The 15,883-nt window shown below is 68.2% G+C and carries 14 protein-coding genes and 2 pseudogenes; 8 read left to right on the top strand and 8 right to left on the bottom strand.

Translation table 11 applies throughout. The features are described 5' to 3' along the window. Positions 1-20 precede the first annotated feature (20 nt). The 3 genes from RV986_RS00550 to RV986_RS00560 all read right to left on the bottom strand — a co-directional run bounded on the left by RV986_RS00550 (position 21) and on the right by RV986_RS00560 (position 2,047). Positions 21-881 (bottom strand): ATP-grasp domain-containing protein, encoded by an 861-nt coding sequence (locus RV986_RS00550; protein ID WP_475915487.1) that lies wholly within the window; start codon positions 879-881, stop codon positions 21-23. A gap of 371 nt (positions 882-1,252) precedes the next feature. Beyond that, a complete protein-coding gene (locus tag RV986_RS00555; protein WP_475915488.1) occupies positions 1,253-1,384 on the bottom strand; it encodes a hypothetical protein in 132 nt (43 codons plus the stop codon). A gap of 249 nt (positions 1,385-1,633) precedes the next feature. Beyond that, positions 1,634-2,047 carry a hypothetical protein gene (locus RV986_RS00560; RefSeq protein ID WP_475915489.1) on the bottom strand — a complete coding sequence of 138 codons (414 nt, stop codon included), beginning with the start codon at positions 2,045-2,047 and terminating at the stop codon, positions 1,634-1,636. A 289-nt stretch (positions 2,048-2,336) separates the two neighbouring features. On the opposite strand from RV986_RS00560, the gene RV986_RS00565 reads away from it, so the two are divergent. Then, entirely contained in the window at positions 2,337-3,500 is a 1,164-nt protein-coding gene (locus tag RV986_RS00565; protein ID WP_475915490.1) for a serine hydrolase domain-containing protein, read from the top strand. A gap of 516 nt (positions 3,501-4,016) precedes the next feature. On the opposite strand, the gene RV986_RS00570 is transcribed toward RV986_RS00565, so the two are convergent. The 3 genes from RV986_RS00570 to RV986_RS00580 form a co-directional block, all read right to left on the bottom strand. Next, positions 4,017-4,220: a hypothetical protein gene (locus RV986_RS00570; RefSeq protein WP_475915491.1), complete on the bottom strand. Its 204-nt coding sequence runs from the start codon at positions 4,218-4,220 to the stop codon at positions 4,017-4,019. 112 nt (positions 4,221-4,332) lie between these two features. Then, positions 4,333-4,938 carry a ribonuclease FAU-1 family protein gene (locus RV986_RS00575; protein ID WP_475915492.1) on the bottom strand — a complete coding sequence of 202 codons (606 nt, stop codon included), beginning with the start codon at positions 4,936-4,938 and terminating at the stop codon, positions 4,333-4,335. 122 nt (positions 4,939-5,060) lie between these two features. Then, entirely contained in the window at positions 5,061-5,903 is an 843-nt protein-coding gene (locus RV986_RS00580; protein WP_475915493.1) for an alpha/beta fold hydrolase, read from the bottom strand. A 448-nt stretch (positions 5,904-6,351) separates the two neighbouring features. On the opposite strand from RV986_RS00580, the gene RV986_RS00585 reads away from it, so the two are divergent. From RV986_RS00585 to RV986_RS00595, 3 genes are all read left to right on the top strand, one after another. Continuing rightward, a complete protein-coding gene (locus tag RV986_RS00585) occupies positions 6,352-7,734 on the top strand; it encodes an NADP-dependent succinic semialdehyde dehydrogenase (protein WP_475915494.1) in 1,383 nt (460 codons plus the stop codon). 89 nt (positions 7,735-7,823) lie between these two features. Continuing rightward, a complete protein-coding gene (locus RV986_RS00590) occupies positions 7,824-8,732 on the top strand; it encodes an NAD(P)-dependent oxidoreductase (protein ID WP_475915495.1) in 909 nt (302 codons plus the stop codon). Positions 8,733-8,784: 52 nt separating this feature from the next. After that, complete coding sequence (locus tag RV986_RS00595; protein WP_475915496.1) at positions 8,785-9,582, top strand: maleylpyruvate isomerase family mycothiol-dependent enzyme; 798 nt, start codon at positions 8,785-8,787, stop codon at positions 9,580-9,582. Between the two features lie 390 nt (positions 9,583-9,972). Here the strand turns inward: RV986_RS00595 and RV986_RS00600 are convergent. Next, positions 9,973-10,282: pseudogene (locus RV986_RS00600) on the bottom strand (hypothetical protein); the annotation flags it as partial. Between the two features lie 221 nt (positions 10,283-10,503). Between RV986_RS00600 and RV986_RS00605 the strand changes: the two are divergent. The 3 genes and pseudogenes from RV986_RS00605 to RV986_RS00615 all read left to right on the top strand — a co-directional run bounded on the left by RV986_RS00605 (position 10,504) and on the right by RV986_RS00615 (position 13,744). Next, a protein-coding gene (locus RV986_RS00605; RefSeq protein ID WP_475915497.1) for an IS3 family transposase occupies positions 10,504-11,798 on the top strand; the annotation gives its coding sequence in 2 pieces (ribosomal slippage) (positions 10,504-10,777 and positions 10,777-11,798; 1,296 coding nt in all). Positions 11,799-11,809: 11 nt separating this feature from the next. Further along, positions 11,810-12,232, top strand: a complete 423-nt coding sequence (locus RV986_RS00610; protein ID WP_475924141.1) for a nuclear transport factor 2 family protein — start codon at positions 11,810-11,812, stop codon at positions 12,230-12,232. 127 nt (positions 12,233-12,359) lie between these two features. After that, a pseudogene (locus tag RV986_RS00615) lies at positions 12,360-13,744 on the top strand (IS1380 family transposase). A 226-nt stretch (positions 13,745-13,970) separates the two neighbouring features. Here RV986_RS00615 and RV986_RS00620 read toward each other — a convergent pair. Then, the gene (locus RV986_RS00620; RefSeq protein WP_261559483.1) at positions 13,971-14,330 is read right to left on the bottom strand and encodes an excisionase; all 360 of its coding nucleotides are present in this window, start codon (positions 14,328-14,330) and stop codon (positions 13,971-13,973) included. A 68-nt stretch (positions 14,331-14,398) separates the two neighbouring features. On the opposite strand from RV986_RS00620, the gene RV986_RS00625 reads away from it, so the two are divergent. Further along, positions 14,399-15,370, top strand: a complete 972-nt coding sequence (locus tag RV986_RS00625; RefSeq protein WP_475915498.1) for a Clp protease N-terminal domain-containing protein — start codon at positions 14,399-14,401, stop codon at positions 15,368-15,370. The last annotated feature ends 513 nt before the right edge of the window (positions 15,371-15,883 follow it).

Consider the following 15,883-nt stretch of genomic DNA (forward strand, 5'->3'; position numbering starts at 1 on the left):
GGGACAGACCCCCGGCCTGGCTACTGGTGCCGTTGCTCCGATGGCCTCCCAGATGAACCCTCCCTCGTTGGGGAGTTGGATGATCTCGGCGAGGCGCTGACTCCGAACGAGAAGTACGCGGCCCTGGTCGCGGCGGCCGGGCACCGTCGGCGAACACCTCCACCAGGCGGGCGCCGACCTCCGGACGCTGCACCCGCGGAGCACGCGAGCGGGGACGCCGGACGCGGTGCGTGGGTGCGGCCGCGAGCATCGTGTTGACGGTCCACAGATCCCCGGTGAGCACACGGGGCTGTGCGCCACGGGTCGATGCCGAGAGCGTGCTGCATCAAGACGCCGATGTGCCCGGCGCCGAGGCGAGCGCCGATCTCCAGGACGGTGCACCGGCCGTCGGGGCCGAGGGCGAGTTCGGTGCGGGTGGCGCCGTTGCGTACGCCGACCGCGGCGATCGCCCGTCCGGCCTCTTCGAGCAGGGCCCGCTCCGCGGCCGCAGGAAGGCAGGCGGGCAGCGCATGCCCCAGCTCGACACGGTGGATGCCGTCGGTGGTGTGCTTACGGGTGATGCACAGATGAGTGGTGACCTCGTGCTGGGTGACGGACTCGACGCTGAACTCACGGCCCAGGACGTGTTCTTGGACCAAGATGCGCTCATCGCACGGCATGCCGTACATCACGCTGGCCGCGCGAGCGGCATGCCAGGCCGGCTCCAGCTCTTCGGGACCGGTGACCACGGTGACGCCGGCCGATCCGGCACCGTCGGCCGGTTTGACGACGCACGGGAAGCCGACTGCCCCGGCCGCGTGCAGGGCCCACAGTTCACGCAGGTCCGCGACGATCGTGGTACGGGGCGTGGTGACGTGGCCGGCTTCGAACTCGGTTGCCATGAGGGTCGGCCACGCGGAACACGGTGTGCACGCGGAAGCGGCTCTCCACGTGCCTGTTCAGCCAGTCGACCGCGACCCACATCGACTCCATGCTCCTGGTCTTCAGGCCCGGGGTGTTCCTCGCCCGGCACGCCGGGCTGCGCGACGTATTCCCTGCGCCCTTCCGAAGCTGGAAAGTTCATCGTGCCGCCCGAGCCGGAGCCCGGCCAGTTCCCCGTCCACACGGTCGACGGGGCGCAGGTGCTGCGCCTGGGCCAGGACCTGATCGTCAACGTCGCGCAGGACAACCACCGGCTCCTGCGGCCCCCACCCGGACACCACCGAGCCACCCGCTCCAACCGAATCAGCGACCCGCGAAGTACAGGACTGGTTCAGAGAAGGTCGGTATAGAGCTTCGACGTCAGCTGGACCCCGCAGCCACCCGGCAGCAGCCCACACCAGAACGTGTCGCGCTCGTGCCGCCGACGGAAGGCATCCAGCTCGATCGCCTCCAGCGGCAGCATCAGCGGCTCCTCTGAGTCCGCACTGCCCAGGACCGCCGCCTGAATCTGCCGCCTGTCACCCCGCACGGACCCCCACCTTTCGCCCCAACTCATCCTGCAACCCGCGGAGTTGGCGCTACAGACCATCGCCGTGATCAAGCCGCCGTACGCAGTGGCGCAGGATGCGCAACAACAGCCGCCGTCCGGGCCTCCCATCCTGCTCGCTCCGCACGGGCCCGGCGCAGAGCAGCCGCGCGGGTGGCCTCGGCTTCACGGCGACGCTGGACACGGGCCTACCTCGACCGGGGCCGGCCGGTCATCCGGGGCCGCCTCCGGCGCGGGGAACGCGCGCCCGCTCAGCTCACGCATCGCACGGGTCTGCCGCTCCACTGCCTTCGCGATGCCCGAATCCACCCGGCTGTCCGGACGGGCGTCCTGGTGCGCGGCGAGCGTTCGGCGGCAGCCCTCGCAGGCCGTCTCCCTGGTCTTTACCGGGCCCGCCAGCGAGCCCGCGGGCGACGGTGCGACGTCGGCCGGCTCTGCTGCGGGTAGGAACCCGGGCGCGAGGATCGGCAGGGCGCGCACGACCGTCTGGCCCGCCGACATGTTCGCGACCTTGATGATGCGGGCCTGCTCCAGCCGCAGTTCCGTCGCCCAGGTGGGTTTGTACGTGGAAGCCGACACCACTTGTTGCTGAGAGCAGGCACCGCCCGGTTTCGCCCGAGGGCGATGTCGCTGACTTCTGACAACACCCGAGGGCTTGCCGATGGGGGCATCGGAGTGTGGGCTTGGGCAACTCAACTCGCCGACCGGCTCGACTGCTTCTTGCGCACGGATGTTGGTAAAGCGGTGCAGTCCCGGCTCACGGGCCAGAAAGGCTAAAACCCGCTCAACCATCTGAAGCCCGGCAACCTCGCTCCCCCCACCGGGGTCCCTCCCCTCGACAGAACTCAACGGTGGGACGGGGAGACGCATGTCAGTACACAAGGGATACGCACGCAAGGGGTTCGTGGGGGCAACCGCGGCCGTGGTGGTGACGGCCGTGGCCTTCACCGCCGTACCCGCGTCCGCGCAGCCGGGAGCGGCGCCTGCCCACCACGACGCGACCCGGCAGGCGATGGACGCCGTCGTCAAGGAAGGCGTTCCCGGAGTTGCCCTGCAGGCCAAGGACAAGCACGGGGTCTGGAAGGCCACTTCGGGTGTCGGCAACCTGAAGACCGGCGCCCCGCGCAGCGCCCATGACCGCTTCCGGGCGGGCAGCATCACCAAGACCTTCATCGCGACGGTGCTGCTCCAACTCGAAGCCGAGCACCGGCTCTCGCTCGACGACAAGGTCGAAGAGTGGCTCCCTGGCCTGGTCCGAGGGCACGGACACGACGGCCGCAAGATCACCGTCCGCCAGCTCCTCAATCACACCAGCGGCATCTACAGCTACACGGACGACGAGGACTTCGCGAACGAAATCTTCCTGCCCGAGAACTTCTTCAAGAACCAGTACCGCACCTGGACGCCCCAAGAGCTCATGAAGATCGCCATGAGCCACAAGCCCGAATTCGCTCCGGGTACCTCCTGGGGCTACTCCAACACCAACTATCTGCTCGCCGGCATGCTGATCAACAAGGTGACCGGCAACCCGTACGGCGACGAGGTCCGCCGGCGCGTCATCGAGCCGCTCGGGCTGCACGGCACATACATGCCCGGGACCAGCCCCACCGTGCCGCAACCGAGCAGCCGGGCATACTCGCAGCTCGCCGAGAACACCACCGGAAAGATCTACGACGTCACCGAATTCAACCCCTCGGCCGCCAACTCCGCGGGCGAGATCCTCTCCAGCTCCGGCGATCTGAACCGCTTCTACTCGGCACTGCTGGCCGGCAGGGTCCTGCCTGCGAAGCAGCTCGCCGAGATGAAGACGACCGTCCCGGCCGAGATAGTGGGCGGCCGCTACGGGCTCGGCCTCATCGAGAGCGAACTGAGCTGCGGTGTCCGGATCTGGGGCCACAGCGGCGGCATCCACGGCTCCAGCTCCGTGGCGTTCACCACGACCGACGGCAAGCATTCCCTCGCCTTCAACTTCAACGGCGACTGGGCCGGCGACCCCGTGAAGGTCATCGAGGCGGAGTTCTGCGGCAAGTAGCCCGGCCGTCGCTGTCGGACGCAGGGCAGGCACGAGCGTCCGAGATCATGTGAGCATCGAACCGAGCGGCGGTACAAGACGCCTCCACAGGCTGAAGCAGCACACGCAAGCAGCCCATTCCGGCCTGCTCAGAGCAATGCTGAGCAGGCCACTCGACGGCGCCAGGAACCCGCGCGTCCTGGGTGCCGCTGCCGCGCGACGCTCTTGTCTGAACCCACGGACCTGGCCGGCGAGTTCTACTTCCGCCCACCTGCGAACCGTGACAGGTGATCAGGCCGACGGTCGGCGTCGGCCTCCCAGTGCCGGGACCCCTCGATAAGCCCCTGCCGCTGCTTCGCCGGGACAGGAGCCATCCGGGCAAGTCACCAACGTAATGCCTCTCCTCAGGCATCGAGCGCTGGACCGTTCGCACGCAACGCTCATGCAGGGCGGTCACCCAGGCGCCGAAGCCGTCCACCCCCACCTACAGAACCACCGGCCAGGCCACCGGGACGTGGACCCCCCGCAGGGTGTCGATCAGGTCGGGAAAGCGGCCCTCGCGGCGGGCCTTGGCCACCGCGAGGACAGGCGGCGGTACATCGGCGGCGTGTGCGGCAGGACGCCCTCGGAGGCCAGCCGGTACATGACCTGCCGCAGCGTGACCTTGAGCGGCGCGTACGCCGCCACAATCCGTCTCGCCCGGTCCACCACGGCCGGCCACCGCACCCGCTCACACGCCATGGCGGTACATGTAGTCTGCGCCGCCGTCCGGTCTCTGAACCATGCCCGATCCGGGTTATCCACAGGCCGAAACGTGATCGGCGGTTCCTCCGTATGCTGCTGCCCGAGTCGATCACACGGGGGTGTGCGGAATGCGGTACGGCGTGGTGGTGAGGGAGATCCGGGAGGCGTTCGACGGCGGTGCTGGGTCCGGTACATGCCGCACGCCGGAGAGATCGAGGTCCGTGACATCGGATGGGTCGGCTGATCTCCAGGCGTGACGTTCGGCGAGCATCGCGAGGACCTGGGCGCGGGCATCGTCCACGGCCTGGTGCTCGGTGTCGGTGACGATGCCCAGGCGCTGCACGTGCGCGTACTCGTCTTCGTCCTTCCAGGTGAGGGTGCTCAGGTCGGGGTCGATGACGAGGTCGACGGTCAGCTCGAAGGTGTCGAAGCCGTTCGCGGTGCGGCCGGCGGGGTGCTCGAAGTTGACGTACCAGTTCCTCAGCCGCTGCGCGCCGCTGCCGTCGGTGGCAAAGAAGGCGTTGATGCTGAACCACGCCACCGGCGGCTTCCACAGCAGCAGTTCGGTGTCCTGCCACACCCCGGGCACGAGCTCCCACTCCCCCGTGGCCATCGCGTCGAACGCGTCGGTGCGCACCGAACACTCGCCCTCGCTGCGGGCCTTGGCGTACAAGGCGGGCCAGCGGGCCTCCGCTCCCGGCGCACAGGCGGTCACCAGCGCCTCGCGCTCCCCGCCTTTGATGAACCCGCCCTCACCGCCTGCCAGCCATTGTTCCTGTCGGCAGCACCGCGGCGTAGAACCGCAGCCCGCGGCTGTGGCAGCCCATGCCCGTTCGCCTACTGGTGACCGGAGTCGCGGGCCGCGCTCACGATGAGATCCGTGACCGCCTGGGGGTGGGAGACCAGGGACACGTGCGAGGAGTTGATCTCCACCGTCTTGCGCGCGTGCGCGCGCCTGGCCTCGTACCGCTCAAGGCTCGGGTCTATGGCCCGGTCCTGCCTGCCGACGAGCACGTAGACCGGCTTGTCCCGCCAGGCCGCTGCGGTGAGCTTGTCGGTGAACGCCGACTGCGCGATCGGGCGCTGCGTCGACGCCATGATGGACGCCTGCTCCTGCGGGAGGTCCTGGGCGAAGATCGCGTGGAGCTTGGCGGCCTGGATGTACACGTCCGTGCCCGTGGTGCCGTCGCCGTTGCGGAACGGCACTTCCTGGAGCGCTTTGTTGAGCGGGGCGGCCGGGAACTTGGCGGAGAGGCTGGCGAACGACTCACCCTTGTCCGGCATGATCGCGTTGACGTACACCAGTGCCTTGACGCTGTCGAGCCCGGCGGCCGCCTGCGAGATCACCTCGCCGCCGTAGGAGTGTCCGACGAGGACGATCGGCCCCTTGATGGTTTTCAGGAGGCTGTTCAGGTACGTCGAGTCCTGGGGTATGCCGCGCAGCGTGTTGGGCGGGGCGATGACCTGGTAGCCGTCCCGCTGCAGGCGCTGCACCACTCCGTTCCAGCTGGACCCGTCGGCGAATGCTCCATGGACGAGCACCACGGTCGGCTTCTGGCCCCCCGGGGCCCTGCCGATGTCATCTGCGGCGTGAGCCGGCACCACGGTCAGGACGGAGAGCACCGCCGCTCCGAGGGCCAGTCCGCCCTTGCCTGATTTCAAGATCCCAGAGGCGGTCATGTGCTTCCCCTTCCTCGGCGTACAAGGTGAACTCGGCCTTTTCGGCGACTGAGCACAGTGGCGACTGAGCACAGTAGGGATCGCGCGGAAGGCGTCGGGCACAGCCGCCGCGATTGCCGTATACCGTCGGCTACGCGAACCCGGACGGGAGCCTCCGGCACGGAAAGCGAAGAGCCGACGGTGGGTGCTTTTTCACGGTCGGCGGCCACCGCGGCCGCCGCTTCGGATATCACCATGCTTGCGCACCTGCGGTTGCGACGCATCCGGTGCCGTGCTGGGTGATCGGCAGCGGGTGCGGTGGCCGCGTGGCGGGTCGTCGCTGTCGGACCGCGGGGTTCTGGCTGACCTGGAAGGTACGGCCCTGATGGTGAGCGCGCCACTTCGCAGGCCGGGCGGTGGTACAAATGGGTGAATTGCATGTCTTTCCAGGCGGCCGTAGCGTGGATTCATGGCTATTGCAACGACGAGTCCTGTGACAGGTGAGGTCCTCAGGAGGTTCGACGAACTGACTCCGGAGGAACTGGAGGACAAGCTCGCCCGGGCGGCGGCAGCGGCCGCCTCGTACCGGCTGACGGGCGTCGAGGAGCGGGCGGGATGGCTGCAGCATGCGGCCGAACGTCTGGAGAAGGAGATCGAGAGCGTCAGCCGGATGGTCACCACGGAGATGGGCAAGACCTTCCGGGCGGCGGAGGAGGAAGTGGCCAAGTGCGTGCACGGGCTGCGTTTCTACGCCACCGAGGGCCCCGCGTTCCTGCGGGACCTGGAGGGTGACGGTCGGCGCGTGGGCGCGAAGCAGACGTTCGTGACGTACCAGCCGATCGGTGTGGTGCTCGCGGTGATGCCGTGGAACCTGCCGTTGTGGCAGGCCATGCGGTTCGCCGCGCCCGCCCTGATGGCGGGGAACGTGGGCCTGCTCAAGCACGCCTCGAACGTGCCGCAGTGCGCCTTGTACCTGGAAGAGCTCTTCCGTGACGCGGGTTTCCCGGACGACGTGTTCCAGACCCTGCTGATCTCCGCGGGGAGGGTGGAGCAGGTGCTGCGCGACCCGCGGGTGGCGGCCGCGACGCTGACGGGCAGTGAACCGGCGGGGCGGTCGGTGGCCACCATCGCCGGCGACGAGATCAAGAAGGTGGTCCTCGAACTCGGCGGCTCCGACCCGTTCATCGTCATGCCCTCCACGAACCTGGAGCGGGCCACCGATGTCGCGGTCAAGGCGCGGTGCCTGAACAACGGGCAGTCCTGCATCAACGGCAAGCGGTTCTTCGTCCACGAGGACATCGGTGACGCGTTCATCGAGATGTTCGTGGCGAAGATGGGCGCGCTGGTGATGGGCGACCCGATGGACGAGGGCACCGACGTCGGTCCGCTGGCCACCGAGTCCGGCCGGCGGGATGTGGAGTCCTACGTCGACGACGCCGTCAGCAAGGGCGCGACGGTGCTGCTGGGTGGCGAACGCCCGGACGGGCCCGGTTGGTTCTACCCGCCCACCGCGCTGACCGGCATCACGCCGGAGATGCGGATGTACCACGAGGAGGTCTTCGGTCCCGTGGCACAGGTGTGGACCGTCCCCTCCCTGGAGGAGGCCTTGCGGGAAGCCAACGGACACCCCTACGGCCTCGGGTCGAACCTGTGGAGCGAGGACGAGGCCGACCGTGAACTCTTCGTCCGCGACGTGCAGTCGGGCATGGCCTTCATCAACGGCAACACGACCAGCTACCCCGAGATCCCCTTCGGTGGCGTCAAACGCAGCGGCTACGGACGCGAGCTGTCCGACCTCGGCATGCGGGAGTTCATGAACGCCAAGACCGTCTGGATCGGCCAGGACGCCTGAACCCCCCGATACCGGGCGGCAGTCGACACCACTGGCATGCGCGCCGACCGTCGCGGCGCGCGGCGCGTCGATCGTATGGAGGCGCGACGATGAGCGGAACGAACCGGACCCCGCCGTCCGGGCAGGGAAGGCCCGTGGTGGCCGTGCTCGGTACGGGGACCATGGGGGAGGCCATGGCACGGAACATCGCGGCGGCGGGAGTGGGACTGCGCGCGTGGAACCGCAACCGCGCCGCCGCCGAACCACTGGCCGACGCCGGCGCCGCGGTGTGCGACACGCCGGCCGAGGCCTGCCACGGCGCCGACATCGTACTGACCGCGCTCGCGAACGAGAAGGTCGTCGCCGACGTGATGGACCAGGCCCGCGACGGCCTGGGCGGCCACACGGTATGGGTGCAGACGTGCACGGTCTCCCCGGACGGGTCTCGCCGCCTCGCAGAACAGGCGACCCGCCTGAACGTCGCCTACGTCGAAGCCCCCCTCCTCGGCACCAAGGAGCCGGCCGTGGCCGGCACTCTGACCATCCTGGCCGCCTCCCCCCAGCAGGAGGCACGGGAAGAGGTGCGGCCAATCCTGGAGGCGGTGGGCACACGCACCGTGTGGCTCGACGAGGTCGGCCAGCCGAGCAGCCTCAAACTCGCCTACAACGCCTGGGTCCTGACCACCGTCGAGGGCATCGCGGAGTCCCTCACCCTCGCCGGCACCCTGGGGATGGACCCACGCCTGGTCATCGACATCATCGACGACAGCGGCCTCAACAGCCCGTACGTCCAGAGCAAGGGCCCGAAGATGATCGACGACGACCTCGACACCCCCTCCTTCCCCCTCGAAGCGGCCGCCAAGGACGCCGGCCTGATCGTCGACACCGCCCGTGCCGCCGGCCTGCACCTGGGCATCGCGGAAGTCGTACGCGCACGCCTCCACCTCGCGGCCGACGACGGACTGGGCCGCGCGGACGTCGCCGCGACCTACCGCACGTCCCGCAAGGCCGCATCCTGACCGGGCCGTGCGTTCGAGAGAGGCGAGGTTCGAGAGAGGCGAGGGAGGAACGATGACCCGTACCGGCATCGCCGCCGCGCGTTCGAGCACGGCCCAACTGGCGGAGATCATTCCCCAGGTGGACGACGAGCAATGGGACCTGCCGTCCGCGTGCGTCGGCTGGCGCGTGATCGACGTGGTGGCCCACCTCGCGGCCCTCGCCTCCGAGGCGGTGGACCCGCCACCGCCCGACCCCTCACTGCCGAAGAACCGCGAGCGCTACCACGACCTGCGCGTCGACGAACGCCGTGGCTGGAGCCATGGCGAAGTCCTCGACGAGTGGCGGCGCAGCACACCCCGGCAACTGGACCTCCTGGAAGCCGCCCAGGAACCGCCCAGGGCCGACGAGTCCGTCGAGGTGCCCGGGCTGGGGACGTATCCGCGCCACCTCCTGGCGAACACCATGGCGTTCAACGTCTTCTGCCACCTGCGCAATGACATGCTCGGCCCGGACGGCCCTCTCCCGTTCACCTTGCCGGAACCGACCGACAGCCAGGTCGCCCCCGCCGTCGACTTCATGCTCGCCGGCCTCCCCCAGATGCAGGGGCACGAACTCACCGCCACCGTCCGCAGGCCCCTCGTCCTCGACCTGACCGGGCCGGGCGCCACCACCGTCACCATCCTCCCCGCCACCGGGCCGGACGGGCAACTGACCGTGGCACCCGGTGCGGACGCCACCACCCGGGTCCACAGCACGGCACTCGACTTCATCGCGTGGGCCACCATCCGCAAACCCTGGCGCGACCACTGCCGCATCACCGGGGACGCATCCGCCGCGACACCGTTCCTCGACTGCCTCGACATCATTTAGACGATGTCCCATGTGGTGAGGCGAAGGAGCCATTTGTAGCAGCACATTGCTGCGGCGAGGCCGAGAACGACACCTCAGGCCCTGCCGTGTCCGAGCGGAGCCATACTTGAGCCCGAGAGGTGCTGCACCGCGCGGCCGTGCATCGCATACTGGGTTGATGGTCTCGTTGTCGTCTCAATCTCGGTTCCGGGACCCTCGGTTGACGAAGTATCACTTCGTCGATGCAATCCTCGTCCGCTGCCCAAAATGTGCCAAGGGTGCACACGTACTCCCGGTCCGCCAAGCTCCCGATGACTCGACGCCCTCGCTGTTTGCCCAGCGGCGTCTCGTCTGCCGCAGTTGCGGCCTTTCACGGGAGTCAGGGGCAGGTCTTGGCTTATTTCGGGGCGCGGGACGCAGCAGGGCCACGTCCAGCATGGCGGTCGACGACGTCCGACCCGGTTCCAGAGCGGCGAGGAAGGAGTAGGGCCATCCTGGGATTATCTGGGCCGAGCCCCTGCCCCGACCGTAGGTGTGACAGAACAGCCGGTCCGGGCTGGTATTCGCGCCCGGCCACAGCCAGTGGCTGACAACACAGCAAGGCGTCAGCCAGCTCGAACAATGCGTCGCTCCGCCCGGCCAGGCACGCGTAGAACTCTGCCCGGAACCATGACAGTTCGGCAAACGCATCCCGCGGGACATCCCGGTGCAGCAGACTCATGGCTACGGCCTTCGTACTGGTCAAGCGCCTCTGTTACGGAGCACAGAATCAGGCGAAGGCCACTCTCATGTCTGGTCTCATGTCTGGCACTCAACCGAAAACGTCAGCAAGTTCGAGGCCATGTTCGACCACAGACGATAAACACCGAGCTTAGCGGCCTGCGTGTATGAACCGTTCCGGGTTTGATCGAGGCTCGATCTTTTGGAAGGATCGAGTCCGTTATGGCGAAGCAATACCCCAAGGAGCTCAAGGAGCGGGCCGTGCGTCTGGTCCTGGAGACTCGTGATCAGTACAAGACCGAGTCCGCGGCGATCCGCTCGATCGGAGCGAAACTCGACATCGGGCCGGAGTCCCTGCGGAACTGGGTGCGTCAGGCCGAAGTCGACGCCGGTGCCCGGACCGGTACCACGACCGAGGAATCCGCCCAGCTCAAGTCCCTCAGGAAAGAAGTCGCCGAGCTGAAGCGGGCGAACGAGATCCTGAAGGCCGCGGCGAGTTTCTTCGCGGCCGAGCTCGACCGGCCACACACACGCTCGTAGCGTTCATCGACGAGCACCGGGACCGCTTCGGCGGAGTCGAGCCGATCTGCAGGACGCTCACCGAGCACGACTGCAGCATCCACCCGTCCACCTTTTACGCACACAAGAAGCGCATGCCGTCGGCCCGCTCACTGCGGGACGCGGAACTGGCACCGCTCATCACCAAGATCTACCGCGACAACTACAGCGTCCACGGAGCCCGCAAGATCTGGGCCGAACTGAAACGGCAAGGACATCAGGTGGCCCGGTGCACTGTCGAGCGCCTGATGAAGGCCGAAGGCATCACGGGAGCGGTGCGCGGGAAGAAGGCCGTCACCACCAGGGCGGACAAGGAAGCAGACCGGGCCCCGGACCGGCTGGGCCGGCAGTTCGTGGCCAGCACCCCCAACCGGGTGTGGGTCGCCGACTTCACCTACGTGGCCACCTGGTCGGGCACCATCTACGTCGCGTTCGTCGTGGACACCTTCTCCCGCCGGATCGTCGGCTGGTCCGCCGCGACGAACAAGCAGACGCCGCTGGTACTGTCCGCACTCGAAATGGGCCTGTGGCAACGTGACCGCGCGAACACCCCTGTCATCGCAGGGGAGTTGATCCATCACTCCGATGCCGGATCGCAGTACACCAGCTTCCGCCTCGCCGCCCACCTGACCGCCGAACAGATCGCGGCGTCCATCGGCACCGTCGGCGACGCCCTCGACAACGCACTGATGGAATCGACGATCGGCCTGTACAAGACCGAGCTCATCAAGCCTCAGCGGCCATGGAAGGCCCTCAGCGACGTCGAGTTGGCCACGGCGGAGTGGGCCGACTGGTACAACCACCGCCGACCCCACGGTGAGATAGGCCACGTCCCGCCAGCCGAATACGAAGCCGTCTATTACCAACAGCAGCCAAAACTGCAGGCCACAGCCACAATCCAGAGTCTCTACCGAATCCGGAACGGTTCAGTATTACTTGGGGAGGTTTTGTGGGTCTGAGTCCACGCGAGGTGTTTCTCCGGCTTGTTCACGGGGTCGCCGGCGGGAACTTCGACGAGTTGCCTGACCTATATGGCGAGGTCACCGACGTCCGGCATCCGATGGCGACGCCGGAGTCCGAGCCGTTGACGAGTCGACGTGCGCTCCAGGAACACTTCACAGTACCGCCGGAAGTTCGGGAGTCCTTGCCGAAGAGGCGGGTCGTCGACGTCGTCGTTCACGAGACCGCCGATCCTGAAGTGATCGTCGCCGAGTTCGCCTATGAGTTCACGTTGCCGGACGACTCCATGACCAAGGTGCCCTGCGTCTTCGTCATGCGTGTCCGGGACGGTCAGATCATCGAGTCACGCGACTACATCGACCCGATCCGTACGTACACGGCACGCGGGGACCTTGACCGCCTCATCACGTCGTTGCGGAAGGATGTTTCCTAAGGTCCCAGTTTTACGCTTTCACCAACGAGCCCGTCCGAAGCATGAGCAAAAGGTAAGGAGCGCCTCCGTCTTGGGACGAGGGGACGTCCAGGGTCCTGGTCGTCGTCAAGAAAGTTGCACTCCTCAGGTGGAGAACCTTGTCGGATCGTATCCATATGTCAGCGTTGAGGGCGGCGGTCGTGGAGTGGTGAGCCAGGCCGGTGGCGTGCCGCTGGTCGAGACAGTCCGTAAGACCGGGCTGTACCAGGCGATATCGGCGGCCCTGACGCCGTGGCGGAAGCAACGGGCGGTGCGTGATCCGGGGAAGATCCTGCTGGATGTGGCCCTCGCGGTCGCGGTCGGCGGGGACTGCCTGGCCGATGTCGGGATGCTGCGAGCGGAGCGGGACGTGTTCGGGCCGTTGGCCTCCGACCCGACGGTGTCCCGCCTGGTCGACACCCTGGCAGGGGCCGGACCGAGAACCCTGGGGGCGATCCGGGCCGCACGAGCCCAAGTCCGAGCATATGTGTGGAAGTTGGCTGGTTCCCCGGCACGGGATGCCGACAGGCAAGTGATCGTGGACCTGGATGGGGTGCTTGTGCCGGCGCACTCCGAGAAGCAGGACGCCGCCACGACCGGGAAGCAGACCTTCGGGCACCAACCGCTGATGGGCTTCGTCGACCACGGCCGAGGCGGGAGCGGCGAGCCGGTCGCGGGCCTGTTGCGGCCCGGCAACGCGGGCCGCAACACCGCCGCCGACCACTTCACCACGGCCCAACTCGCGCTGGCCCAGCTGCCCAGACACCATCGACGTGGTCGGCAGACACTCATCCGTACCGACTTCGGCGGCGGCACCAACGAGTTCGTGGCCTGGCTGGCCCAGCAGGGCCGGTGGCTGTCCTACCCGGTCGGCAGGACCATCACCGACGCCATCCACCAGGCCGTTCTCACCGTCCCGCCTCGGACTGGACGGCGGCCGTCGAGCCCGGAGGCGAGATCCGCGACGGCGCCTGGGTCGCCGAACTCGATGGCGACGTCCTCAAGGGCTGGCCTCTCGGCATGCGGCTGATCGTCCGCAAGGAACGCCCGCGCCCCGGCGCTCAGTTGCGTTTCACCGACGCCGCCGGTCTGCGCCTCACCGTGTTCGCCACCAACACCGGGAACACACCGATCGCCGCACTCGAACTCCGCCATCGCCAGCGCGCCCGTGCCGAGAATCGCATCCGCGCGGCCCGCGCCACTGGCCTGAGCAACCTGCCCCTGCACGATGCCGCGCAGAATCAGATCTGGCTGGAGATCGTCCAGATCGCCCTGGACTTGCTGGCCTGGATACCGATGCCCGCGCTGACGGGCACCGCCCGGCCTTGGGAGCCCCGCCGCCTGCGACCCCGCTTGCTCTCCGCCGCCGCCCAGCTGGTCACCACCGCCCGCCGCCGGCACCTCAGGTTCGCCCGCCACTGGCCCTGGACCGATGTGACCCGGAACGCCGGAACGCCGTTGCGGCCCGGATACGTCGCGTTCCGGAACGGCTGATCCGGCAATGCGGGCACTGCTACTCGCGGTGCCGGTCACGGCCGGTGGCTCATGCTGTACGCGGAACGGACCGCGGTGGTGTCGGCCGAGCAGTCCAAGCTCGGTGCGGGCCCGTTCCCCTACTGGGCGCCGCCGGACCGGCCATACACCCTGGTCGTGGATGAGCACACGGATCCGGCGACGGTGGCACCGTTCCGGGCCGACGGCACGGTGCTGCTCGCGCCGGTCACTTCCGCTCCAGCGCGGCCAGCCGCAGCTCAAGCTGGTCAACCCGGTGCCGTAGCAGGGTGACCTGGGCTTCCAGGCTGACTTCCCGTTCCGCCCTGCGCTGAATGCGCGGTGACGCGGCGGCGCGCTCGATCACCGCGTCCAGCTGGACCAGGCGCTGCGGCCCGTTCGGGCCGTCCGCCAGCCGGGACTGGATCTCGCCGTTGCGGTACCAGGACCGCAGGGCCGAGCGGGAAACGCCGGTCTCGGCTTCCGCCTTGGCCAGCGTGACCCAGGGTGTCTCGTCCAGCTGCTCGAACAACTCCAGCTCATTCTGCCAGCGCGCGAGCCGGTCCTCCCAGTCCGACGGTGTCTCCATCACACCCTCCCTTCAGCATGGTGACCCTATCAATAACAGTGTATTGACATGGTTGAGAGCATGGAACCATGTCATTCGAAAGGTTCACGGTGGAAGCACGCAAGGTGGTCGTCACGGCTCAGGAGGAGGCGAGGCTGCTCAAGCACAACTACATCGGCACGGAGCACATCCTGTTGGGGCTGCTCGACGCGCCGGACACCATGGCGGCGAAAGTTCTGCACCAGCTCGGGTACGACAAGGAGACGGCGCAGGTCGATATCGCCGCGGTGGTCAAGCCCGGCACGCAGGAGCTGAGCGGCCATATCCCGTTCGCGCCGCGCGCGAAGAAGACGCTGGAACTCGCCCTGCATGAGGCGCAGCAGCTGCACCACACCTACATCGGTACGGAACACATCCTGCTCGCCCTGGTCAGGGAAGGTGAGGGCGTCGGCGCGAAGGTGCTTGCCGAGCGGATCAATCCGATCAGCAAGATCCGTGCCACGGTGCTGGCATCACCGGAGGGATCGCAGGACGTCGCGGCCGGCCCATGGCCGGCCGGTACACCTGCCACCGAGGACACCGTGTCCGCCGCCAGCGCGCTGGCCGGTGGCGCACCGGTCGGCAGCCATCACCTGCTTGAGGCGATGCTGCGGGCGGAGAACAGCATGGCGGCCAGGGTGCTGCGCGAACTCGGGGTCGACCCGGACGCGGTCGCCGCCAAGATCGACGAACTGGATCCGGAGACGACCACGGACGCGAACCCGGAGGAGGCCGCCGCGCGCAAGATGGAAATCCGGCTGGTCGACGATGAGGTGCACCTGATCCTGCGGGACCCGGCAACGGTCACGATCGCCAAGAAGGTCACCGAGCTGTCCAACGGCCCGATCCAGGGTGTCGGGCCGGTGGCCGGCATGTTCGTCCCGCTCTGGCGCTCGACCAACCAGCTGCTGCTGCAGTTCCAGCACGTGCTGGAACCGGAACCCGAAGAAGAGGGCGGACCCGCCGCGAGCAAGGTGGCCAAGGTCGTGCGCACGGTGCTCGCGCCCCGGCTCCGCCGGTGAACCGGCTGATCAGCGGGCCGGAAACTGTCGGTGGGACAGGCGAGGATCGGCGCGTGGTGAGCGACGATGCGCTGGCGCCGTTCTCGCCGGCGACCAGGGTGTGGTTCACAGGCGCGTTCGCCGCGCCCACCGAGCCGCAGCGCGGCACCTGGCAGGCCGTCGCCACCGGCCCGGCTTGCCGAGCGGCTCACCGCCCGGCTGAAGATCGCGTACGAGTTGCTTCACGGTTCTGGCACGGGAATGGGGGAAGCCTGCGCGCTTCGGCGTTCGGCGTCCCGGCCCATCCCGTGGCACGCAGCCTTGGCCTGCGCCCGCGTCCGTACGTGGAGCGCGGCCAGGTTCTCCTCCGGTACAGGGCGCTGCAAGGCACGGCGGGGGTGGAGGGGATCGTGGCGAAGCCGGTTCGGTCGGCCTGTGAGCCTGCCTCCACGAGCAGATCCTGGGCACTGCCAGGACCCCGGAAGATCCCGGCATCCGATGGGCCGAGCCCTGGCCATCGCCGAGGAGAGGATC

The sequence above is a fragment of the Streptomyces sp. RLA012 genome, from assembly GCF_056270325.1.